The organism is Streptomyces sp. AJS327, assembly GCF_013450295.1.
Lineage (GTDB): Bacteria > Actinomycetota > Actinomycetes > Streptomycetales > Streptomycetaceae > Streptomyces.
Genome location: NZ_SKBR01000002.1, coordinates 250,943 through 273,390, shown reverse-complemented (window position 1 = coordinate 273,390; position 22,448 = coordinate 250,943). Strand labels below are relative to the sequence as shown.

The 22,448-nt window shown below is 68.8% G+C and carries 17 protein-coding genes; 1 reads left to right on the top strand and 16 read right to left on the bottom strand.

Annotated elements, in window-relative coordinates; all coding sequences use genetic code 11:
- Positions 1 to 33: 33 nt before the first annotated feature.
- The 5 genes from E0L36_RS11020 to E0L36_RS11000 all read right to left on the bottom strand — a co-directional run bounded on the left by E0L36_RS11020 (position 34) and on the right by E0L36_RS11000 (position 6,523).
- On the bottom strand, positions 34 to 1,251 hold the full coding sequence (locus tag E0L36_RS11020; RefSeq protein WP_180928848.1) for an ABC transporter ATP-binding protein: 1,218 nt from the start codon (positions 1,249 to 1,251) through the stop codon (positions 34 to 36).
- Positions 1,252 to 1,339: 88 nt separating this feature from the next.
- Entirely contained in the window at positions 1,340 to 2,431 is a 1,092-nt protein-coding gene (locus E0L36_RS11015; RefSeq protein ID WP_180928847.1) for an ABC transporter ATP-binding protein, read from the bottom strand.
- 11 nt (positions 2,432 to 2,442) lie between these two features.
- Entirely contained in the window at positions 2,443 to 3,420 is a 978-nt protein-coding gene (locus E0L36_RS11010; protein WP_180928846.1) for an ABC transporter permease, read from the bottom strand.
- Positions 3,421 to 3,561: 141 nt separating this feature from the next.
- On the bottom strand, positions 3,562 to 5,349 hold the full coding sequence (locus E0L36_RS11005) for an ABC transporter substrate-binding protein (RefSeq protein WP_180928845.1): 1,788 nt from the start codon (positions 5,347 to 5,349) through the stop codon (positions 3,562 to 3,564).
- Between the two features lie 154 nt (positions 5,350 to 5,503).
- Complete coding sequence (locus E0L36_RS11000; protein WP_180928844.1) at positions 5,504 to 6,523, bottom strand: ABC transporter permease; 1,020 nt, start codon at positions 6,521 to 6,523, stop codon at positions 5,504 to 5,506.
- Between the two features lie 564 nt (positions 6,524 to 7,087).
- Here E0L36_RS11000 and E0L36_RS10995 point away from each other — a divergent pair.
- Positions 7,088 to 8,185: a hypothetical protein gene (locus tag E0L36_RS10995; RefSeq protein WP_180928843.1), complete on the top strand. Its 1,098-nt coding sequence runs from the start codon at positions 7,088 to 7,090 to the stop codon at positions 8,183 to 8,185.
- Between the two features lie 35 nt (positions 8,186 to 8,220).
- On the opposite strand, the gene E0L36_RS10990 is transcribed toward E0L36_RS10995, so the two are convergent.
- The 11 genes from E0L36_RS10990 to typA form a co-directional block, all read right to left on the bottom strand.
- Entirely contained in the window at positions 8,221 to 9,270 is a 1,050-nt protein-coding gene (locus tag E0L36_RS10990) for an ABC transporter ATP-binding protein (RefSeq protein WP_180929927.1), read from the bottom strand.
- A gap of 52 nt (positions 9,271 to 9,322) precedes the next feature.
- The gene (locus E0L36_RS10985; RefSeq protein ID WP_180928842.1) at positions 9,323 to 10,303 is read right to left on the bottom strand and encodes an ABC transporter ATP-binding protein; all 981 of its coding nucleotides are present in this window, start codon (positions 10,301 to 10,303) and stop codon (positions 9,323 to 9,325) included.
- Between the two features lie 4 nt (positions 10,304 to 10,307).
- Entirely contained in the window at positions 10,308 to 11,279 is a 972-nt protein-coding gene (locus E0L36_RS10980) for an ABC transporter permease (protein WP_180928841.1), read from the bottom strand.
- A complete protein-coding gene (locus tag E0L36_RS10975; protein WP_180928840.1) occupies positions 11,272 to 12,195 on the bottom strand; it encodes an ABC transporter permease in 924 nt (307 codons plus the stop codon). Before E0L36_RS10975 ends, E0L36_RS10980 begins: the two co-directional genes overlap by 8 nt.
- Before the next feature lie 53 nt (positions 12,196 to 12,248).
- Positions 12,249 to 13,937 (bottom strand): ABC transporter substrate-binding protein, encoded by a 1,689-nt coding sequence (locus E0L36_RS10970; protein ID WP_180928839.1) that lies wholly within the window; start codon positions 13,935 to 13,937, stop codon positions 12,249 to 12,251.
- Positions 13,938 to 14,157: 220 nt separating this feature from the next.
- On the bottom strand, positions 14,158 to 15,282 hold the full coding sequence (locus E0L36_RS10965) for an ABC transporter ATP-binding protein (protein WP_180928838.1): 1,125 nt from the start codon (positions 15,280 to 15,282) through the stop codon (positions 14,158 to 14,160).
- Positions 15,275 to 16,333 (bottom strand): ABC transporter ATP-binding protein, encoded by a 1,059-nt coding sequence (locus E0L36_RS10960; RefSeq protein ID WP_180928837.1) that lies wholly within the window; start codon positions 16,331 to 16,333, stop codon positions 15,275 to 15,277. The genes E0L36_RS10965 and E0L36_RS10960 overlap by 8 nt, the downstream gene beginning before the upstream one ends.
- An 11-nt stretch (positions 16,334 to 16,344) precedes the next feature.
- Positions 16,345 to 17,379 carry an ABC transporter permease gene (locus E0L36_RS10955; protein ID WP_180928836.1) on the bottom strand — a complete coding sequence of 345 codons (1,035 nt, stop codon included), beginning with the start codon at positions 17,377 to 17,379 and terminating at the stop codon, positions 16,345 to 16,347.
- Positions 17,372 to 18,301 carry an ABC transporter permease gene (locus E0L36_RS10950; RefSeq protein ID WP_180928835.1) on the bottom strand — a complete coding sequence of 310 codons (930 nt, stop codon included), beginning with the start codon at positions 18,299 to 18,301 and terminating at the stop codon, positions 17,372 to 17,374. The genes E0L36_RS10955 and E0L36_RS10950 overlap by 8 nt, the downstream gene beginning before the upstream one ends.
- 128 nt (positions 18,302 to 18,429) lie before the next feature.
- Positions 18,430 to 20,052: an ABC transporter substrate-binding protein gene (locus E0L36_RS10945; protein WP_180928834.1), complete on the bottom strand. Its 1,623-nt coding sequence runs from the start codon at positions 20,050 to 20,052 to the stop codon at positions 18,430 to 18,432.
- A 518-nt stretch (positions 20,053 to 20,570) separates the two neighbouring features.
- Positions 20,571 to 22,442: a translational GTPase TypA gene (gene typA / locus E0L36_RS10940; RefSeq protein WP_180928833.1), complete on the bottom strand. Its 1,872-nt coding sequence runs from the start codon at positions 22,440 to 22,442 to the stop codon at positions 20,571 to 20,573.
- Positions 22,443 to 22,448 lie beyond the last annotated feature (6 nt).

The window sequence follows — 22,448 nt, the reverse complement described above, 5'->3', positions numbered from 1 at the left end:
TCGCCCGGGGCGGCGGGCCCCCGCCGGACCGGTTCAGGGCGTGGAGCTTCCCTCCAGCGCCTGGAGGGCGGTGTCGAGCACCACGTCGGCGCCGCGCGCGGCGGTGGTGCCCTCCTCGGGGAAGTGGCAGGCGGTGAGGTGCCCTTCGGCGTTCCCGGGGATCCGGGTCAGCGGGGGCTCCTCGGTGGCGCAGCGCTCCCGCGCCTTCCAGCAGCGGGTGCGGAAGCGGCAGCCGGAGGGCGGGTCGACCGGTGAGGGCACGTCGCCCGCGAGGCGGATGCGCTGCCGCGCCCCGTGCGGGCCGCCCGACTCCCCGTCCGCTGCCGGGTGTTCGGCGCCGGGCTCACTGGAGTCGCCGGGGTCATCGTCCCGCAGGACCGCCTCGGGCACGGCGGAGAGCAGGGCGTGGGTGTAGGGGTGGCGGGGGCGGACGTAGATGGACTCCCGGTCCCCCAGTTCGACGATCTTGCCCAGGTACATCACCGCGACCCGCTGGGAGAAGTGCCGTACCACCGCGAGGTCGTGGGCGATGAAGACGAAGGCGATGCCGAGTTCCCGCTGCACCTTCCGGAGCAGGTTGACGACCTGGGCCTGGATGGAGACGTCCAGCGCGGAGACCGGTTCGTCGGCGATGATGAGCCGGGGTTCCAGCGCCAACGCCCGGGCGACACCGATGCGTTGACGCTGCCCACCGCTGAACTCGTGCGGGAAGCGGTTGTAGTGCTCGGGGTTGAGCCCGACCGTCTCCAGCAGTTCGCGCACCCGCCGCTCCCGGCCGCCGGGCGGATCGATGCCGTTGATCTCCATCGGGCCGCGGATGATGGAGCCCACGGTCTGCCGGGGGTTGAGGGAGGAGTACGGGTCCTGGAAGATCATCTGGATCTCGGAGCGCACCGGGGCCAGCTGCCGTCGGCTGGCGTGGGTGATGTCCCGGCCGCGGTAGGTGAGCGTGCCCGCGCTGGGCTCCAGCAGCCGGGTCAGCAGCCGTCCGGTGGTGGACTTCCCGCAGCCGGACTCCCCGACGAGGCCGAAGCTCTCCCCCTCGTGGACCGTCAGGTCGATCCCGGAGACCGCCTTGACCTCGCCCACCGTGCGCCGGATGGGGAAGCCGCCGGTGACCGGGAAGTGCTTGGTCAGGCCCTCGGCCCGGAGCAACGGCTCGGTGTCCGGCGGCCGGTTCCCCCCGGGCTCCGGGGCCGCCTCGGCGTCCGGGCCGGGCGCGGAGGCGGCCCGCGTGCGGTCTTCGCTCATGGTGGTCCTTCTCTCTCGGGCCTGTCGGGGGGTTCGGATGGAGCGGCGCGGTCCGGTGGGTGCGGAGGCGCGGAGCGGGCGACAGGCCCTATCCCAGTCGGGGTTTGATCCGCTCGGTGAAGAGGGTGTGGCGCTGTTCGGCGGTCAGGTGGCAGGCGGCGCCGCGTCCCGCCGGCAGGTCGGGCCGGTCGGTGGAGCAGCGGGGGCCGGTGTGCTCAGTTCCGGGGGTGGTGCCGACCTCCCCGCTGACCTCGCAGCGCGGGTGGAAGGCGCAGCCGGGCGGGGGGTCCAGCAAGCTGGGCGGCGCGCCGTGGATCGGGGTGAGGTCCTCCTCCACGTCGCTGCTGAGCCGGGGCATGGAGCCCAGCAGGCCCCAGGTGTAGGGGTGTTGGGGCGCCCGCAGGACCTCGTGGCAGCCGCCGCGCTCCACCGCGCGTCCGCCGTACATCACCAGGATGTCGTCGGCCACCTGGGAGATGACCCCGAGGTCGTGGGTGATGAAGATGATCGCGGAGCCGAACTCCTGCTGGAGGTCCTTGAGGAGGTCGAGGATCTGGGCCTGCACGGTCACGTCGAGCGCGGTGGTGGGCTCGTCCGCGATGAGCAGGTCGGGGTCGCAGACCAGCGCCATGGCGATCATCGCGCGCTGCCGCATGCCGCCGCTGAACTGGTGCGGGTAGTCCCCGGCGCGCAGGCGGGCGTTGGGGATGCCGACCTTCTCCAGCATCTGCACGGCCCGCTCGTGCGCCTCGCGTTTGGAGACGCCGAGGTGCTTGCGGTACGGCTCGGCGATCTGCCGTCCGACGGTGTAGTAGGGGGAGAGCGCGGTCAGCGGATCCTGGAAGATCATCGCCATCGTGTTGCCGCGCAGGGTCTCCAGCTGGCGCTCGCGCATGCCGGTCAGCTCCTCGCCGTCCAGCAGGATCTCCCCGGAGATCTCGGTGGTGCGCGGGTTGTGCAGGCCGAGTACCGAGAGGCTGGTCACCGACTTGCCGGAGCCGGACTCCCCGACGATGCCGAGCGTGCTGCCGCGCTCCAGGCCGAAGGAGAGGCCGTCGACGGCCTTCACGATGCCGTCCTCGGTGCTGAAGCGGACCCGCAGGTCGCGTACGGAGAGGAACGGGTCGGCACCCGCTCCGCGCGGCGCGGGCACCTCCGCTTCCTGGGACAGGGTGGTCATGACACGTTCTCCTAGGCGAGGCGCACGCGGGGGTCGATGAACGCGTAGACGGCGTCCACGACGATGTTGAAGAGGACGATGAACGTCGCGGCGAAGAGCATGACGCCCATGACCATCGGAAGGTCCTTCTCCTGCACGGAGTTGACCGCGAGTTTGCCGAGCCCCTGGATGGCGAAGGTCTGTTCGGTGACCATCGCGCCGCCGAAGAGCGATCCCATGTCGACGCCGAAGATGGTCACGATGGGGATCAGCGAACCGCGCCAGGCGTACCGGAAGAAGACGGTGCGGCTGGACATGCCCTTGGCTCGGGCGGTGCGCACGTGGTCCTCCTGCAACTGCTCGATCAGTGAGGAGCGGGCCAGCCTGGTGTAGTTGGCGGTGAAGACGATCTGGATGACGCACCAGGGGATCAGCAGCCCCATGAACCATCCGCTCGGATCCTCGGTCAGCGGGACGTACTTGGGCTGGCCGAGCCATTCCAGGTTGTAGACGACGAGGGCGAGTACCAGGGGGCCGACGAAGTAGATCTGGAGCGAGCTGAGCACCAGGGAGACGGAGCTGAAGGTCTTGTCGACCAGGGTGCCCTTCTTCCAGGCGGCGACCATCCCGGCACCGAGCCCGACGATGAGGAAGACGACGGCTCCGCCCAGCGCGAGGGAGACGGTGGCCGGGAAGCGGTCGACGATGGTGTCCCAGACCGGCACCCCGTCGGCGAAGGAGTATCCGAAGCACGGGGCGGGACAGGGCCCTTCGGCGAAGTCCCGGCCCGCCACGATGCCGGACATGAACTCCCAGTACTGCACGAGCAGCGGTTTGTCGATGCCCATGTTCTTCCGGATGATCTCCAGCTCCGCCGGAGTGCAGTTCTTGCCACAGGCCAGCGTCGCCGGGTCGCGGGGCACGGCGTAGAAGAGGAAGAAGGTGACGGCGCTGATGACCAGCAGGATCACCAGGGCACCTGCGGTGCGGCGAAGCAGGAATCGAAGCATGGCGGGTGACGGCTCTCATGCGGCGGATGGGAACGGGAGGTGCGCGGCGAAGCGGAGGAGTGGCGAGCGGCACCCGCCCGGTGGCGGGTGCCGCTGCGGTGCGGAACGGTCACGCGGGGGCGGTCAACCCGCCCGCCGCGCTCACTTCTTCACGTACAGCGCGGTGGGCTGCATCCCGTGCAGCACCCCGTCGTAGTAGGCGCCACCGATCTTCGAGCCGTACAGCTGGACGGACTTGTAGTACATCAGTGGTACCTGCGGGAGGTCCCGCTTGAGGATGTCGTCCGAGAGCTTCATCCACTCGCCCGCGGCCTTCTTCGGGTCCTGGACGGTCTTGACCCGGTCGATCTCCTTGTTGGTCCGCTCGCTGTCGTAGTGCGAGTAGTTGGCCGAACCGTCCTGGATCTGGCGGCCGTCGAAGAGGTTGGGGACCACGGTGAGGCCGCTGGCCCAGTCGGCGCCCCAGTTGCTGTGGTACATGTCGTAGTCGTTGTCGACCTTGCCGATCTGGTCCAGGTAGGTGTCGGTGACCAGTTCCTTACGCTGGATGTCGAACCCGATCTTCTCCAGGTTCTCCTTCAGCGCGGTCGAGTACTGCTGCCACTCCGGGGAGTTCTGATAGGCGAAGGTCAGCTTCAGCTCCTTCTTGGGCACGCCCTTGAGGAACGCCTTCGCCTTCTTCAGGTCGCCCTGCGGCTTCTTCTTCTTGCCCAGCGGGTCGGTGGGCTTGAACCCGGCCAGCGTCGGGCTGATGTAGTTGCCCGCCGCCTCACCGGCGTTGGCCCCGCCGAAGGCGGCGATCAGCGGCTGGGTGGGCGCGGCGTGCGCGACGGCCTGCCGGACCTTCTTGTTCTTCATCCGGTCCAGGTTGAAGTTGATCCAGGTGACGAAGGACTGGTGACCGGCTATGGAGCGCTTCTTGACGGCCGGGTCGGTCTGCACGGTCTGCATGCTGGAGGCGTCGACCTCGTTGGTGAAGCTGACCGTGGTCTTGTTCTCGCCCGAGTCGGAGATCAGCCGCTTCGTGGAGTCCTCGTAGGACACGTCGAACTGGAAGGTGAACGCCTTCGGGTACTGGTGCCGGGTGGCGTCGGTCTTCGGGTCCCACTCGGTGTTCCGGACCAGCTTCATGTTCTTGCCCGGGTTGAACGACTTCAGCTTGTACGGGCCCGAACTGACCGGCGCCTTGTCGTACTTCTTCTTGGTGTCGCCCTTCTCCGGTACCAGGCCGTAGCCCGGCATGGCGAGCGCGTAGGGCAGGTCGGCCACCGGCTTGTCGAAGTGGAAGACGATGGTGCGGTCGTCGGGCGTGTCCAGCACGTCCTTGGGCAGGTGGTCACCCTTGTACGGTCCGTCCGGCAGCTTCTTGCGGAAGTCGGCGCCGCTGGTGCCGGTCAGCCACTCCTGGATGAAGGTGGGGCCCTCCGCGAGGAAGGAGGCGAAGCGGCGCTCGATGGTGTGCCGGACGTCCTTGCTGGTGATCGGGTCGCCGTTCTCCCACTTCACCCCCTTCTTGAGGGTGTAGGTCCAGGTCTTGCCGCCGTTGGAGCGCTTGCCGCTGTCGGTGGCGAGGTCGCCGACGACCGCGTAGTTGCCGTCCTTGTCCCGCTTGTAGTCGGTGAGTTTGCGGTGCAGCAGGGTCGAGACCGAGCCCTCGTCCGCCACGTAGATCTGGTTGGGGTCCAGGTGCGCGAAGCTGTCGCGCTGGAGCACCTGGATGGTGCCGCCGGACCGGGCTCCCTTGACCGCTGGCGCGGGCCCCTGGGACTCCTTGGCGTCACCGAAGTTGTAGTCGACCTGCCGCTGTTCGGCCTTGTCCTGGGATCCACCCTCGCCGCCGCCACCGCTGCTGCACCCGGTGAGGACGAGGGCCCCGGCGGCAAGCGCCGCGAGAGAGGCGCGCGCCGTGCGCATGCTGACTCCGCTCATGTGGTCTTCTGCACCTGCCTGTCACGTGTCCGTGGTGTTCGCCGACGGCCGCCGGATCGGCGGCCACCGCCCGTGGCCCGGGTGGCCACCGCCCGACGCTCTCTACCCGCGTCACACGCGGTGCGCGGGGCGTCCCGCACCGGCGGGCCGGTGCTCACCGGCCCGCCTTCGGGTCGAAGGCGTCCCGCACCGAGTCGCCGAAGAGGTTGAAGGCGACGACGAAGATCACCATCGCGCCTCCCGGGAAGAACATGTAGGTGATGTCGCTCTGGTACACCTGGGCACCGGTGGCGAACATCCGGCCCCAGTCCGGGGTGGGGTCGACGAGCCCGACCCCGAGGAAGGAGAGCGCCGCGATGGAGGTCACGAAGTTCGGCAGCATGTACGTCGCCTGTACGAGCGTCGGCGTCACCAGGTTCGGCAGCAGCTCCCTGCGCACCACCCGCCAGGGCGAGGCGCCCGCCACCTTCGCCGCCTCCACGAACTCCCGTTCCCGCAGGGCGAGTACCTGTCCACGGAGCAGCCGGGCCAGGGTCATCCAGCCCAGGATCCACATCACGTAGACCAGTACCGCCGCCCGCAGCCAGGTCGGCATCTCGTCCCGCTCGCCGACCACCAGGGCCGCGATCACGGGCGTGAAGGCCACGAAGAACAGCTGGTTCGGGAAGGACATCATCAGGTCGGTGAAGCGGCCCAGGAAGTAGTCCGTGCGCCCACCCACGTAGCCGCCCACCACGCCGATCAGGATGGCGGTCACCACCGACAACACCGTGATCACGACGGCCAGCGAGAGCGAGGTGCGCATCCCGTAGATCAGGCTGGTGAACACGTCCCGGCCGGTGCCCGGTTCGAGGCCGAACCAGAACTCGCCGTCGATGCCGCCGTTCGGCTTCACCGGGTAGAAGTTCTCGTTCAGCAGGCCCGGGCGCTCCTGCCCGTACCGGGTGTAGGGGTTCTTGCCGTACAGCCAGGAGATGACCGGCGCCAGGGCGGCGACGAGGAAGAAGGCCAGCACCACGCAGCCCGCGATGACGCCCGTGCGGTCGCGCTTGAACCGCGTCCACATCAGCCGCCCCGGAGAGCGCGCCACCTCCGCGCTCGACCGCTTCCCGACCGATGGGTCCAGCTCGGCGGGTGGGTCGCCGGCTGGGGCGACCTGGGATGGACTCGTCATCGCGTTGTGCTCCCGCGTTCAACTGGCGCTGGAATTCCGGCTGTTAGGCATCCCGTGCGTGCCGAATGGGTTGAGCGACTTTGGCAAGTGAATTACCGCTCAGTCAAGGGGTGTTGAGAACGATCCGCGCTGCGCAGCCCATCGTGAACGAAGGTTGGGCAGATCGACGTGCGCACGTGCTTGACGCCGGGTTCCTGACCGCGCAACCGCCCCCGGATCCGACGGCCGGTCGCGGGCCGCCGGCGGGGCGGACCCGGCCCGCCACGTCGGGCGGCGTCCCGTCCCGTCACCCCCGCCCCGCCCGCGTCCCGCACGCCAGGCGTGCCGACCGGTCGCCCGGCGGGGCCCACCACCCGGGCCCCGCGCCCACGACGGTCCGCGCACGCCCCCGGCGGCTTCCGCCGGCCAGAACGGGGCCTACGCCGGTTTTTCCGGGAAAGGCCCCCGCACCAGGCCAGAACTCGGTCCCATGTTCGTAACTCCGGCTGGGAATAGCTTGTTGCGCAACGGCGCGAAGGGTAGATCTGGGGGACAGCATCACCACTTTCACGGGGGGCCGGAAGCATGGGCCACGAAAGAACTCTCGCGCGGGGGGCGCGCGTCTTCGGGGCCTTGGTCCTCGCCGTCCTCGCGCTGTTCAACCTGGTGTGGATCATCCGGGACTTCACCAAGGCCAACGAGGTCCTGGACGTCTGGTGGATGTGGTGCGGGCAGGCCACCCGTGCCTCGGACGGCGTCTGGGTGACCTCCTTCGCCGATCCCACCCTGCTCGTCCTGTACGTGATCGCGGCCGTCACCGCGCTGCGCTCCTCGACCGCCGCCAGCCTGCTCGTCTCCACCGGCACGCTCACCGTGCTGCTGCGGCTTCCGGGGCTCTGGAACCTGAACTCGGACCGGATGCGGGTCATCGAGAGCGACCTGAAGAACCAGGTGCTCTACAGCACCGTCCTGATGGTCGTGCTCGGCGCCGCGCTGGTCGTCGCCGCCGCCGCGGGGCGCCGCCCGGACGGCGGCCTGAGCCCCTACGCCCCCACCGGCCCCGGGTACGCCCGCCCCGTGCCGCACTCCCGGGACGAGCCCCCGGCGCGGCCCACCCCGGGCGGCGCGGTGCTGGGCTTCCTGCTGCTGGGCGCGGTGGTGCTCACGCTCGTCGCCTGGGAGATCTACTTCTGGCAGGAGATGGGCTGGTCGCGGTACTCCAGCGCGCTCACCGGGGAGCACACCATCCGCCTGCTGGAGGTGCCCTACTCCTGGTTCACGTGGACGGTGGTCCTCCTCTCGCTGATCGCCGCCGGGGTCGCCCTCACCCGCGCGCCCTGCGCCCGCTCGCTCGGGATGACGCTCAGCTCCGCGGTCCTGGGGCTGGGCGTCACGACCACCGCCGCGAGCCTGAAACTGGAGTACTTCGAGCACTTCGGCGAGCTGGAGACACTCGATCAACTACACGTCCTGACCAACGTGTTCGCGGTGCTCGCCGGAGTCGGCGTCCTCGCCGCCCTGGCCCCCCGCGAGGAGTCCGGGCCCGCCCCGCTCCCCTTCCCGCCCGGGGGCCCCTCCGGCTACGCCGCGCCCCTCCCCTCGGGCTCCCCGGGCTCCCCGGAACCGGCCCCCCGCGGCGGGGCGTACGGCGCGCGGCAGCCCGGTCCGCCGCCGGGCTGGTAGACCCCGCCGGGTCCGCGCCCCCGGGTGGCGGGCGGTCAGCGCTCGGCGGCGAAGTGGCAGGCCGAGGGGTGCCGTCCGGGATGGCCCACCGGCGCGTCGGCGAACGCCTCCGGCACCGCGAGCAGCGGCTCCTCGGTGACGCACCGCTCGCGCGCCTTCCAGCAGCGGGTGCGGAAGCGGCAGCCGGACGGCGGGTTGGCCGGCGAGGGCACCTCGCCCGACAGCACGATGCGTTCGCGGCGCGCCTCCACCTCCGGGTCGGGCACCGGCACGGCGGAGAGCAGCGCCTGGGTGTACGGGTGGGTGGCGTGCTCGTAGATCTCGTCGTCGGTGCCGAGTTCCACGATCCGGCCGAGGTACATCACCCCGACCCGGTCGGAGATGTGCCGGACGATGGACAGGTCGTGCGCGATGAAGACGTAGGACAGCTCGAACTCGTCCTGGAGCCGCTCCATCAGGTTGATGACCTGCGCCTGTACGGAGACGTCCAGCGCGGAGACCGGCTCGTCCGCGACGATCACCTCGGGGCGCAGCGCGAGGCCGCGGGCGATGCCGATGCGCTGCCGCTGGCCACCGCTGAACTGGTGCGGATAGCGGTTGACGTACTCGGGGTTGAGCCCGACCACGTCCAGCAGCTCCCGCACTCTGCGGCGCCGGTCGCCCTTCGGCGCGACCTCCGGATGGATCTCGAACGGCTCGCCCACGATGTCGCCCACCGTCATCCGGGGGTTCAGCGAGGTGTACGGGTCCTGGAAGACCATCTGGATGTTCCGGCGGACCGCCTTCAGCGCCCGGCCGGACAGCTTGGTCACGTCCTCGCCCTTGTAGTGGATGGTGCCGGAGGTGGGCCGCTCCAGGTGGGTGAGGAGCTTCGCGACGGTGGACTTGCCGCAGCCGGACTCACCGACCAGGCCGAGCGTCTCGCCCGGCCGCAGGTCGAAGGAGACCCCGTCCACCGCGCGCACCGCGCCGATCTGACGGCGCAGCAGCACGCCCCGGGTGAGCGGGAAGTGCTTGACGAGCCCGCGGACCTGGAGGAGCGCGCCGTCGGCGGCCGCGTCGGACTCCCGGCGGGCGAACTCCATCAGCCGCCGCGACACCTTCTTGCCGTGCGGCGGGCGGGCGTCGCCCGGGCTGCTACGGGGCATCCGGCATCTCCTTCCAGAAGTGGCAGGCGCTGCCGCGCTCCTCGTCGACCTCGTAGAGCGGCGGGTCGTCGGTGCGGCAGACCGCGCGGGCCATCGGGCAGCGCGGGTGGAAGGCGCATCCCGGGGGGATGTGGTGCGGGCTGGGCGGGAGGCCCTTGATCGCGTACAGCTCCTGGCCCTTCTGGTCCAGGCGCGGGATCGAGTCCAGCAGACCCCGGGTGTACGGGTGGAGGGGCCGTTTGTACAGCTCGTGCACCGGGGCGGTCTCCACGATCCGTCCCGCGTACATCACCGCGATCTTGTCGGCCACGTCCGCGACCACCCCCAGGTCGTGGGTGATCAGAATCAGGCCCATCTGGTACTCGCGCTGCAACTCCGCGAGCAACTCCATCACCTGGGCCTGCACCGTCACGTCCAGCGCGGTCGTCGGCTCGTCCGCGATGATCAGGTCCGGCTCCAGCGCCAACGCCATCGCGATCATGATCCGCTGACGCATACCGCCGGAGAACTGGTGCGGGAAGTCCCCCACCCGGGACTTGGCCGCGGGAATGTTCACCCGCTCCATCAGCTCGATCGCCCTCGCCCGCGCCTCCTTACGCGAGAGGCCCTGGTGGACCCGGAACATCTCCCCCAGCTGGAACCCCACACTCAGCACCGGGTTCAGCGCCGACAGCGCGTCCTGGAAGATCATCGACAGCTGGCGTCCCCTGATCCGCCGCCGCTCCTCCTCCGGCATGCGCAGCATGTCCCGGCCCTGGAAGAGGATCTGGCCGCGGGTGATCCGTCCCGGTGGCGTGTCCAGGATGCCCATCACCGCCTGCGCGGTGACCGACTTGCCCGAGCCGGACTCGCCCAGCACGGCCAGCGTCTCCCCGGAGTCGACGGCGTAGTCCACCCCGCGCACCGCCTCGGCCACGCCGTCCCGGGTGCGGAACTCCACGTGCAGGTCGCGGACTTCGAGCAGCGGCACGGCGTCACCTCAGCTTGGGGTCGAGGGCGTCGCGCACCGCGTCACCCAGCATGATGAAGGCCAGCACGGTGAGGCTCAGCGCGGCGGCCGGGTAGATCAGGATGTGCGGCGCGTTCCGGAACTGCATGCCGTCCGAGGCCGCCGAGATGTCCGCGCCCCAGGAGACGGTGGGCGGCTGGAGGCCCACGCCGAGGAAGCTGAGGGTGGCTTCCAGGGCGATGTAGGTGCCGAGCGCGATGGTCGCCACGACGATCACCGGGGCGACCGCGTTCGGCAGGATGTGCCGCAGCAGCATCCGGGTGTTGCCCGCGCCCAGGGCCCGCGCGGCGAGCACGTAGTCGTGCTGCTTCGCGGTGAGTACCGCGCCCCGGGCGATGCGGGCGATCTGCGGCCAGCCGAGCAGCACGATGAAGGTGACCACCGTCCAGACGGAGCGGCTGCCGGTCATGGAGAGGAAGACCAGCCCGCCGAGGACGATGGGGATGCCGAAGAAGATGTCGGTGACGCGCGAGAGCACCGCGTCCCACCAGCCGCCGAAGAACCCGGCGAGCCCGCCGAGCACGCTGCCGAGCAGCGCGACCCCGGCCGTGGCGCAGACCCCGACCGTCACCGAGGCGCGGGCGCCGTACACCGTGCGGGTGTAGACGTCGCAGCCCTGGGTGTCCCAGCCGAACCAGTGCCCGGGGGCGGCCTCGTCGAGTGACTTCTCCAGCTGGCAGGAGAGCGGGTCGCGGCTGGCGATCAGACCGGGCCAGATCGAGATGAGGACGAGGAAGGCGATCAGCAGCGCGGAGACCAGGAAGATCGGGTTGCGGCGCAGGTCGTGCCAGGCGTCCGACCAGAGGCTGCGCGCCCGTTCGCCGGTGACGCCTCCCTCCAGCGTTCCGGCCTCCTGGCCGGCGAGGTCCAGTGCCCCGCCGGCCCCGCCGATGGCCGGGGGGCCGCCGGGGGGTGGGGGCTCGCGTCCGTCAGGCATAGCGGATCCTCGGGTCGAGCACGGCGTACAGGAGGTCGACGAGCAGGTTGGCCAGCAGGAAGACGATGACGAGGATGGTCACGAAGCCCACCACGGTCGGTGAGTTCTGGAGGACGATGCCCTGGAAGAGCTGGTAGCCGACGCCCTTGATGTTGAAGATCCGTTCCGTCACCAGCGCCCCGGCCATCAGGTTGCCCACGTCCGTGCCGAGGAAGGTGACGACCGGGATGAGCGAGGTGCGCAGCAGGTGGCGGAGGGTGACCCGGCGCCGTGGCAACCCCTTCGCCCTCGCCGTCCGGATGTAGTCGGCGCGCGCGTTCTCCGCGATGGAGGTCCGGGTCAGCCGGGTGACGTAGGCGAGCGAGACCAGCGCCAGCACCAGCCCGGGCACGAGGAGTTCACGGAAGGGCGCCTCCGGCGAGACGGCCGGGACCGTCCACTGGAGCCGCACGCCCAGGAAGTACTGGAGCAGCGTGCCGGAGACGAACGTCGGTACGGAGATGACGAACAGCGTGAGCAGCAGCACCGTCGTGTCGATGGTTCGGCCCCTGCGCAGTCCGGAGATGACGCCGAGCACAATGCCCACCACCATCTCGATCACCAGAGCGACGATCATCAGCCGGGCGGTGATGGGGAAGGCGTCGGCCATCAGCTCGACGACCGGGCGGCCGTTGAAGGCGTTCCCGAAGTCACCGGTGAAGATCTTGGACAGGTAGAGCAGGTACTGCTGCCAGACCGGTTTGTCGAGGTTGAACTCCCGGCGCAGCTCGGCGGCGGTGGCGGGGTCGGGCGCCCGGTCGCCGAACATCGCGTTGACCGGGTCCCCCACCGCGTACACCATCACGAAGATCAGAAAGGTGGTGCCGATGAACACCGGGATCATCTGCAACAGCCGACGGATGACGTAACGCCCCACCGGACCTCCTCAGATCGCCTGGCCCGCCGGGTGCGACGGGCCGTGCCACCACGTCAGTGGACTTCGATCTGGGTGAAGTCCGGTACGGAGAAGGGGTCCAGCCGGACGCCGCTGACCCGCTCGGAGAATCCGGCGGTGCCGTTCTGGTACCAGAGCGGGATGGCGGGCAGCTGCTTGAGGATCTGCCGCTGGGCGTCCTGGAAGGTCGAGATCGCCTTCTTCCCGGACTCCGCGTTGGCCTTGTCCATCAGCCCGTCGGCCCGCTTGTCGCTGAAGCCGGTGTCGTTCGAGGAGGCGTCGCTGTAGTAGATGGGCTGGAGGAAGTTCTGGATCAGCGGGTAGTCCATCTGCCAACCGCTGCGGAACGGGCCCTTCATCTTCTTGCCGAAGACGTCCTTGCGGAACTCCCCGAAGGTGGAGATCGGGTTCACGGCGCAGGCGTTGTTCTTGCCCAGCACGTCGTTGATGCTGTTGCAGACGGCGTCCATCCACTGCCGGTGCGAGCCGGTGTCGACGTTCGAGGTGAGCGTGACCTTGCCGCCGGGCAGTCCCCCCGCGTCCTCGATCAGCCGCTTGGCCTTCCCGGGCTGGTAGGTGCAGGTCTCTCCGCACATCTCCTTGTCGAAGCCGCCGCGTTCGCCCAGCACCGGCGAGGTGTAGTCGCCCGCCGGGACGCGGGTGCCGTGGTAGATCTTCTTGGTGATCTCCTCGCGGTTGATCGCCATGGAGAGCCCACGGCGCAGGTCGACCCCCTTCTGCCCGCTCCACCCCTCGTCGTAGAGCGGGAAGCCGATGGTCTGGATGATCCCGGCGGGCTGGTTGACGTACCGGTCGCCCAGGTCCTTCTTGGCGTTCTTGAGCTGTGAGGCGGGGACGTCGTCCACCACGTCGACGTTGGAGGCCTGGAGGTCGGTGTAGGCGGTGTTGTTGTCGGTGTAGACCTTCAGCTCGACGCCGCCGTTCTTGGGCTTCTCGTCGCCCCGGTACTCCTTGTTCCGGACGAGCTTCATCGACTGGCCCTTGGTGTAGCGGTCGACCCGGTAGGGCCCGTTGCCGACCGGCTTGTCGAGCCAGCCGTCGTGGTCGGTGAAGAAGGCCCTGGGCAGTGGCGCGAAGGCCCGGTAGCCGAGGGTCTCGGGCCACTGGGAGAACTTCTGGGTGAGCCGGACGGTGAAGGTGTGGTCGTCCTTCACCCTGAGCCCGGACATCGTCCTCGCGCTGGGCTTGCCGCCCTCGTCGGAGGGGTGCACGTCCTCGTACCCCTCGATGTACTGGAAGAAGTACGCGTTGACCTGCTTGTTGGAAACCAGCGCCGCGTAGTTCCAGGCGTCCACGAAGGACTTCGCGGTGACCTTCGTACCGTCCGAGAAGGTGCGGCCCTTCTTCAGCTTGACGGTGAAGTTCCGCTGGTCGTCGGTGTCGATGGACTCGGCGACGGCCTCCTTGGCCTCGCCCGTCTCGGCGTCGTACTCCATCAGGCCCTCGAAGATCATGTCCATGACCTTCCCGCCCTGCACCTCGTTGGTGTTCCCCGGCTCCAGCGGGTTCTGCGGATCCGTCCAGGAGGCCCGCACCACGTCACCGGCCCCACCGCCGCCGTCCCCCGAACCGTAGTTGCCACCGCCGCCACCCCCTCCGCACCCGGCGGCGAGCGCGACGACCACCCCCACGACAGCGAGCCGTCGCGGATACCGAGCCCCCGGGCGACCGGTGCGGATGACGGCTGGAGCGGGTCCGCGCATGGGGTGCCTCCTTAGGGCCCGATGTCCTGACTACGACCCAATTAACACCCAGAACGTCCATACTCAGAACGCAAACGGCGCCCGCCGGGCAGGTACCGCCCGGATGCCGCACAGTGACCCGGCCGCCCGCCCCGCCGGGGCGGGCGGAAACGCCCGCACCCCGTGGCCCGCCGGTGGGCGGATCACGGGGTGCGGGGCGGAGCGCTCCGGTCGGCTCGGGTCAGGCGTGCACCACGTCCCGCTCCTCCGCGAAGTGGCAGGCTGAGGCGTGCGCCACGCCACCGGAGCTGTTCGCGAACCGCTCCGGAACCGCCAGCAGCGGCGTCTCCTGGGCGCACCGGTCCTCCGCCTTCCAGCAGCGGGTGCGGAAGCGGCAGCCGGACGGCGGGTTGGCCGGCGAGGGCACGTCCCCGGTGAGGATGATCCGCTCCCGTCCCTCCCGCATCTCCGGGTCGGGCACCGGCACGGCGGAGAGCAGTGCCTGGGTGTACGGGTGGGTGGGGTGCTCGTAGATCTCGTCCTCACTGCCGATCTCGGCCATCTTCCCGAGGTACATCACCCCGACCCGGTCGGAGATGTGCCGGACGATGGACAGGTCGTGCGCGATGAAGACGTAGGACAGGTCGAACTCGTTCTGGAGCCGTTCCATCAGGTTGATGACCTGCGCCTGGATCGACACGTCCAGCGCCGAGACCGGCTCGTCGCAGATGATGATCCGCGGGTTCAGCGCGAGGCCGCGGGCGATACCGATGCGCTGCCGCTGACCGCCACTGAACTGGTGCGGATAGCGGTTGATGTACTCGGGGTTGAGCCCGACCACGTCCAGCAGCTCCTGCACCTTGCGGCGCCGGTCGCCCTTGGGGGCCACCTCCGGGTGGATCTGGAACGGCTCCCCGATGATGTCGCCCACCGTCATCCGGGGGTTCAGCGAGGTGTACGGGTCCTGGAAGACCATCTGGATGTTCCGGCGGACCGCCTTCAGCGCCCGGCCGGACAGCTTGGTCACGTCCTCGCCCATGAAGAAGACCTCGCCGGAGGTCGCGGTCTCCAGGGTCATCAGCAGCTTGGCCACCGTCGACTTGCCGCAGCCGGACTCGCCCACGATGCCGAGCGTCTCGCCCCGGTAGAGGTCGAAGGAGACGCCGTCGACGGCCTTGACCGCGCCGACCTGCCGCTTGAAGAGGATGCCCTGGGTCAGCGGGAAGTGCTTGACCAGGTTCCGGACCCGGAGGATCGGCTCCTCGGAGGGGTCGCGCCCGGGCGTGCCCGCGGCGCTCTGGGGCGTGGAGACGGCCTCGGCCCGCTCGGGCTCGCCGCTGGCGGCGGGCTTGGTCTCGTCAGCCATGGATCGTCTCCTTCCAGTGGTGGCAGGCGCTGCCGCGTCCCGGGAGACCGCCGCCGTCCTGCTCGGTCACCGGGGTCAGCACGGGCGTCTCGGTACGGCAGACGTCCGTGGCCCTCGGGCAGCGCGGGTGGAAGGCGCAACCGGAGGGGATGCGCTGGAGGTTGGGCGGGAGGCCCTTGATCGCGTACAGCTCCTGGCCCTTCTGGTCCAGGCGCGGGATCGAGTCCAGCAGACCCCGGGTGTACGGGTGCGCGGGCCGCTTGTACAGCTCGTGCACCGGAGCGGTCTCCACGATCCGTCCCGCGTACATCACCGCGATCTTGTCGGCCACGTCCGCGACCACCCCCAGGTCGTGGGTGATCAGAATCAGGCCCATCTGGTACTCGCGCTGCAACTCCGCGAGCAGCTCCATCACCTGGGCCTGCACCGTCACGTCCAGCGCGGTCGTCGGCTCGTCCGCGATGATCAGGTCCGGCTCCAGCGCCAACGCCATCGCGATCATGATCCGCTGACGCATACCGCCGGAGAACTGGTGCGGGAAGTCCCCCACCCGGGACTTGGCCGCGGGAATGTTCACCCGCTCCATCAGCTCGATCGCCCTCGCCCGCGCCTCCTTACGCGAGAGGCCCTGGTGGACCCGGAACATCTCCCCCAGCTGGAACCCCACACTCAGCACCGGGTTCAGCGCCGACAGCGCGTCCTGGAAGATCATGGCGATCTTCTGGCCACGGATCCTGCGGTGTTCCTCGGCGGACATGCGCAGCATGTCCCGGCCCCGGAAGAGGATCTCGCCGCGCGGGATCCGTCCGGGCGGCATGTCCAGGATGCCCATCACCGCCTGCGCGGTGACCGACTTACCCGAGCCGGACTCGCCCAGCACGGCCAGCGTCTCCCCCGCGCTGACGTTGTAGTTGACGCCGTTCACGGCCTGGACGACGCCGTCCTTGGTGCGGAACTCGACGTGCAGGTCACGGACGTCGAGCAGTGGGCCGTCCGACCCGTCGGCCGCTGGGGCGCTGCCCGCGCCCTCGGTCTTCTCGATGCTGGTCACGTACGCCTCCCTCAGCGCAGCTTGGGGTCGAGGGCGTCGCGGACCGCGTCGCCGAGCATGATGAACGCGAAGATCGTGACGCTGAGCATCGCGCCGGGCCAGAGCAGCACGTGCTTCGCGGTGCGCAGCTGGTCCTTGGCGGCGGAGATGTCGATACCCCACGAGATCGTCGGGTCGGCGAGGCCGAGACCCAGGTACGAGAGCGTGGCCTCCAGGGAGATGTACGTCCCGAGCGCGATGGTGGCGACGACGATCAGCGGCGCGATCGCGTTCGGCAGGATGTGCCGGAACAGGATCCGCTGGGTGCTCGCGCCGAGCGCCCTGGCCGCGGTGACGTAGTCCGCCTCCTTGACGGTCAGCACCGAACTGCGCATCACCCGCGCCATCTGCGTCCAGCCCAGGAAGGCCATCGCGAGGATGACCACGGGGACCGACCGCTCGGTGAAGGCGTTCATCACGACCATCGCGCCGAGCAGGAAGGGGATACCGAAGAAGATGTCGGTGATCCGGGAGAGCACGGCGTCGATCCAGCCGCCGAAGTATCCGGCCAGCATCCCGATCAGCCCGCCGAGGACCGCCACGATCACCGTCACGGAGACGCCGACCAGGATGGAGGCGCGGGTTCCGTAGATGATCCGCGCGTAGACACTGCGGCCCTGGGCGTCGTAGCCCAGCCACTCCGCTGAGAAGAAGCTGCCCAGCTCCGGCTGGGTCAGGAAGTGGGTCTTCAGGTCGGCCTCGCGGGGGCCGACGCTGACGAACATCCCGGGGAAGGCGGCGATCACCAGCAGCAGCAGGATCAGCCCGGCGGAGACCATGAACAGCGGGTTGCCCCGCAGGTCGCGCCAGGCGTCCGACCAGAGGCTGCGCGCCTTGCCCGCACCCTCCAGTGCCTTCACCGCGGCGTCGGCCGACGGTGCGTCACCGGACTTCGTCACCGTGACTGTCCCCGAGGCGCTCGCCCCGGCGGTTGCGGTCTCCGCGCTCCCGGTGCGGGAGGCGTCCGCCCCCTCGCGGGGGCGCTCGCGGTTCTCGGGCTCATGCATAGCGAATCCTCGGGTCCAGCACCGCGTAGAGCAGGTCGACGATCAGGTTGGCGAGGAGGTAGATCAGCACCATCACGGTCACCAGGCCGACGATCGTGGTGCCCTCACGGCGGAGGATCGCCTCGTAGATCGCGCCGCCCACGCCCTTCACGTTGAAGATGCCCTCGGTCACGATCGCCCCGGCCATCAGGCTGCCGAGGTCGTAGCCGAGGAAGGTCACCACCGGGATCAGCGAGTTACGCAGCAGGTGGCGGCCCACCACCCGGCGGCGGGGCAGCCCCTTCGCCACGGCGGTGCGCACGTAGTCGGCGCGCCGGTTCTCCGCGATGGAGGTCCGGGTGAGCCGGGTGACGTAGGCCAGGGAGAGCGCGCCGAGCACGATGCCGGGCAGCATCAGCTGGTCGAAGGCGAGCGAGTCCTGGACGGTGGGCTCGATCCATCCCAGCTCGAAGCCGAGGAACGCCTGGGCCAGGAAGCCCATGACGAAGACGGGGACGGAGATGAGCAGCAGGGTCAGGATGAGGATGACGTTGTCGGTGATCTTGCCGAGACGCATGCCGGCCAGCACACCGAGCGGGATGCCGATCACGATGGTGAGCGTGAACGCGATCAGCGTCAGTCGGATGGTGACGGGGAAGGCATCCGTGAGGATGTCCGCCACCGGGCGGCCGCTGGCTATCTGCGTGCCGAAGTCCCCCTGGAACAGCCCGATCAGGTAGTCCCAGTACTGCTTCAGGATGGGCTGGTCCAGGCCCAGGTCATGCCGGATCTTCTCGATCTGCGAGGGATCCGGCGGCTTGTCTCCCCAGAGCGCGCGCACGGGGTCACCGGGCAGCGCGTACATCACAAGAAAGATGAGCAGAGTCGTCCCGATGAACACCGGGATCATCTGGAGCAGTCGCCTCGCGACATAGCGCCCCATCGTGGTGCCTCCACAGGTCGGGTCCGCGGCGAACCGTCGGCAGCCCTCCCGGTCGGAGAAGGCGCTGCCGGCGGGGCCGACACAGGGGTGCCGCGCGCGACGCGACACCCCTGTACGCGGTCAAGCGGCTACTTCGTCACCGTGATTCCGGTGTAGATGGGGTTGCCCTCATCATCGATCTTGACGTTGTCGACCTTCTCGGAGTGACCCGTGTTGGCCTTGTAGTCCCAGAGCGGAATGCCGGGCATGTCCTCGACGAGGACCTTCTCGGCCTTCTGGTAGGCCTTCACGACCTCGTCGACGGTGTCGGCGCTGTCGGCTTCCTTGGTGAGGGCGTCGAACTTCTTGTTCGAGTAGTCACCGGTGTTGCCGGCCACGCCGGTGCGGTACAGGTCGGTCATGAAGTTCATGTTGAGCGGGTAGTCCTGCACCCAGCCGCCCCGGAACATCGACTTGACCTGCTTGGCGTCCCGCGCCTTGGTGTCGGCCTGGAAGTCCGGCTTGGAGTCGGTCAGGCACTCGATCTTGGTGGCCTTGCGGATCGAGTTGCAGACCGCCTCGACCCACTCCTTGTGGCCCTGGTCGGCGTTGTACTGGATGTAGATCTTCTTGCCAGGAACGCCGCCACCCTCCTTGATGAGCTTGTTGGCTTCCTTGGCGTTGTACTTGCAGTACTTGCCGCAGGCGTCCTTCTGGTAGCCCCGCACACCCGCCGGCACGAAGCCGGTCGAGGGCTCACGGCTGCCCTGGAGCACGGTCTTGGTGATCGTCTCGCGGTCGATCGCCATCGACAGACCCTGCTTGACCTTGGGGTCGATGTCCTTCCACTGGTCGGTGTAGAAGGCGAAGTTGATGATCTGCGTCGCGTTGTACGGCTTGTCGATCGCCCGGTCACCGAGGTCCGAGTGGTACTTCGGCAGGTCCTTGGGGCTGATCTGGCGCACGATGTCCAGGTTGCCCGAGCGCAGGTCCGCGTAGGCGGTCTCCAGGCTCGTGTAGTTCTTGAACTCGATGCCGCCGTTCTTCGGCTTGTCCGAGCCCTTGTACTTGTCGTAGCGGGAGACCTTGATGAACTTCTTGTTCTCCCACTTGTCAAGCTTGTACGGACCGTTGCCGATCGGCTTCTTACCGGCGGCCTTCGGGTCCTTGTAGAACACGGAGGGCAGCGGCGACCACACGTCGTAACCGAGCTTGTACGAGAAGGTCGGGTTGGACGAGTTCAGTTCGACGGTGAAGGTGTTGTCGTCCACGACCTTCAGGCCGGACATCTTCTTGCTCTTCGGGTCACCCTTCTCCGGGTGCACGTCCTCGAAGCCCTTGATGTCCGCGAACCAGGAGCTGTTCGTCTGGTTGTTGTCGATGTTGGCGCCCCAGTTCCAGGCGTCCACGTACGACTTGGCGGTGACCTTCTCGCCGTTGTGGAAGGTCCAGCCCGGCTTGAGCTTGATCGTCCAGGTCTTGTTGTCCTTGGACTCGACCGACTCCGCGTTCTCCATCTGGAGCTTGCCGGTGCCGTTCTCGTACTTGACGAGCTGGCTGAAGACGGCCTTGATGATCTGGCTGCCGTACTGCTCCTTGACGTTGGCGGGCTGCAGAGGGTTCTGCGGCTCGCCGTTCTCAACGGACAGCACGCCGTCGGGATCGGCCTCCCCCGACGAGCTACCGCCATCACCACTGCCACCACACGCCGTCGCGGCCATCACCACGACTATCGCGCTGGCGGCAAACTTCGCGCTCCTGGCACCGCGCATGCGTTTACCTCCTCAGGGTTTCACTGTCGCTTGGGGGACCGGGCACGCTGACGCCTCCGGCAGACACGAAGGTGGGACTCCGAGCCTGCTCACAGGCGGATGTCCCCCTCAGCGCGTGACCCATGAACCGAAAATCAGTGGCACCACTATTGAGGACGTCCGGCTCGTTAACCACACCTAAAGGGTCTCGCTTTGGTCACATCAACAGATCGGCGGTTCCCAGAATCCGGACAAACAGATCGGTGACAGACACTCCCGAATCGGACGGAAACCGCGCTATCCGGAGACCGGGCTCCGCTTTCCGTACACCCTCGGAGCGAAAATCGCTTGCGCCCGGACCGTCTCGCGGAGGATTACCGGCCACGGGTGACGAACGGTCGGCCGACGGTGACACCACGTGCCATTCTCGCGTCAACTACCCCGCGACCGCACACAGTTGAGGGACCACCCGATTCCGGGCGGTCCCTCACGAAGATCCCGTTCTCCCGCGGGCTCCGCGCCCGCTCACTCCCCCACGGTCAGCGCTTGGCCCGCGCCGCCGCCCGGGCCCGCTCCTTGTGATCCAGGTTGACTTTGCGGATGCGCACGGTCTCGGGGGTCACCTCGATGCACTCGTCCTCGCGGCAGAACTCCAGGGACTGCTCCAGCGAGAGCTTCCGCGGCGGCACCAGGTTCTCCGTGGTGTCAGCCGAGGCCGCCCGCATGTTGGTGAGCTTCTTCTCCTTGGTGATGTTCACGTCCATGTCGTCGGCACGGGAGTTCTCCCCGACGAGCATGCCCTCGTAGACCTCGGTACCCGGGTCGATGAAGATCGTGCCGCGCTCCTGGAGGTTCATCATCGCGAACGGCGTGGCGCTGCCCGCCCTGTCGGCCACCAGCGAGCCGCTGCGCCGGGTGCGCAGCTCCCCGAACCAGGGCTCGTGCCGCTCGAAGATGGAGTGCGCGATACCGGTGCCGCGGGTCTCGGTCAGGAACTCGGTGCGGAAGCCGATCAGCCCCCGGGACGGAACGAGCCACTCCATCCGGATCCAGCCCGAGCCGTGGTTGGTCATGGTCTCCATGCGGCCCTTGCGCTGCGCCATCAGCTGCGTGATCGCGCCGAGGTGCTCCTCCGGGGCGTCGATGGTCATCCGCTCGACCGGCTCGTGTGTCTTGCCGTCGATCTCCTTGGTGACGACCTCCGGCTTGCCGACCGTCAGCTCGAAGCCCTCCCGGCGCATGGTCTCCACCAGGATAGCCAGCGCCAACTCGCCCCGGCCCTGCACCTCCCAGGCGTCCGGTCGCTCCGTCGGCAGCACCCGGAGCGAGACGTTACCGACCAGCTCCCGGTCCAGCCGGTCCTTGACCAGCCGCGCGGTGACCTTGTGGCCCTTGCCGCCCTTGCCCACCAGCGGCGAGGTGTTAGTGCCGATCGTCATCGAGATCGCCGGCTCGTCCACCGTGATCAGCGGTAGCGCCACGGGGTGCTCGGGGTCGGCGAGCGTCTCGCCGATCATGATGTCGGAGATCCCGGCCACCGCGCAGATGTCGCCGGGCCCGGCCTCCTCCGCGGGCTTGCGGGTCAGCGCGTCCGTCATCAGCAGCTCGGAGATCCGGACGTTCTGGACCGTGCCGTCCCGCTTCATCCAGGCCACCGACTGGCCCTTGCGCAGCACGCCCGCCTTGACCCGCAGCAGCGCGATCCGGCCGAGGAAGTTGTCCGCGTCCAGGTTGGTGACGTGCGCCTGGAGCGGCGCCTCCTCCTCGAAGACCGGAGCGGGCACGGTCTCCAGCAGGGTGTTGAAGAACGGCTCGACGCTGTCGCTGTCCGCGGGGACGGCGCCGTCCTCCGGCTTGGTGAGGGAGGCGACGCCGTCCCGCGCGCAGGCGTAGACGATGGGGAACTCGATCTGCTCCTCGTCCGCGTCCAGGTCCAGGAACAGCTCGTAGGTCTCGTTGACGACCTCGTCGATCCGGGCGTCCGGACGGTCCGTCTTGTTGATGCAGAGGATCACCGGGAGCCGCGCGTCCAGCGCCTTGCGGAGCACGAACCGGGTCTGCGGCAACGGACCCTCGGAGGAGTCCACGAGCAGCACGACACCGTCCACCATGGACAGCCCGCGCTCGACCTCACCACCGAAGTCGGCGTGGCCCGGGGTGTCGATGATGTTGATGGTGATGGGGTCGCCGCCGCCCTTGGGGTGGTACTTGACCGCCGTGTTCTTCGCGAGAATGGTGATGCCCTTCTCGCGTTCCAGGTCGTTCGAGTCCATCATCCGTTCGTCCACCGACTCCAGCTGGTGGGCGGCGAAGGCGCCCGCCTGCTTGAGCATGGCGTCGACCAGGGTCGTCTTCCCGTGATCGACGTGGGCGACGATGGCGACGTTACGGATGTCGTTGCGCGTGGGCATGCTGCG

Excerpts from the sequence above, each read along its gene's own strand:
- E0L36_RS11020 (WP_180928848.1), bottom strand. The coding sequence starts at position 1,251 with ATGAGCGAAGACCGCACGCGGGCCGCCTCCGCGCCCGGCCCGGACGCC.
- E0L36_RS11015 (WP_180928847.1), bottom strand. The coding sequence starts at position 2,431 with ATGACCACCCTGTCCCAGGAAGCGGAGGTGCCCGCGCCGCGCGGAGCG.
- E0L36_RS11010 (WP_180928846.1), bottom strand. The coding sequence starts at position 3,420 with ATGCTTCGATTCCTGCTTCGCCGCACCGCAGGTGCCCTGGTGATCCTG.
- E0L36_RS11005 (WP_180928845.1), bottom strand. The coding sequence starts at position 5,349 with ATGAGCGGAGTCAGCATGCGCACGGCGCGCGCCTCTCTCGCGGCGCTT.
- E0L36_RS11000 (WP_180928844.1), bottom strand. The coding sequence starts at position 6,523 with ATGACGAGTCCATCCCAGGTCGCCCCAGCCGGCGACCCACCCGCCGAG.
- E0L36_RS10995 (WP_180928843.1), top strand. The coding sequence starts at position 7,088 with ATGGGCCACGAAAGAACTCTCGCGCGGGGGGCGCGCGTCTTCGGGGCC.
- E0L36_RS10990 (WP_180929927.1), bottom strand. The coding sequence starts at position 9,270 with ATGGAGTTCGCCCGCCGGGAGTCCGACGCGGCCGCCGACGGCGCGCTC.
- E0L36_RS10980 (WP_180928841.1), bottom strand. The coding sequence starts at position 11,279 with ATGCCTGACGGACGCGAGCCCCCACCCCCCGGCGGCCCCCCGGCCATC.
- E0L36_RS10970 (WP_180928839.1), bottom strand. The coding sequence starts at position 13,937 with ATGCGCGGACCCGCTCCAGCCGTCATCCGCACCGGTCGCCCGGGGGCT.
- E0L36_RS10965 (WP_180928838.1), bottom strand. The coding sequence starts at position 15,282 with ATGGCTGACGAGACCAAGCCCGCCGCCAGCGGCGAGCCCGAGCGGGCC.
- E0L36_RS10955 (WP_180928836.1), bottom strand. The coding sequence starts at position 17,379 with ATGCATGAGCCCGAGAACCGCGAGCGCCCCCGCGAGGGGGCGGACGCC.
- E0L36_RS10950 (WP_180928835.1), bottom strand. The coding sequence starts at position 18,301 with ATGGGGCGCTATGTCGCGAGGCGACTGCTCCAGATGATCCCGGTGTTC.
- E0L36_RS10945 (WP_180928834.1), bottom strand. The coding sequence starts at position 20,052 with ATGCGCGGTGCCAGGAGCGCGAAGTTTGCCGCCAGCGCGATAGTCGTG.
- typA (WP_180928833.1), bottom strand. The coding sequence starts at position 22,442 with ATGCCCACGCGCAACGACATCCGTAACGTCGCCATCGTCGCCCACGTC.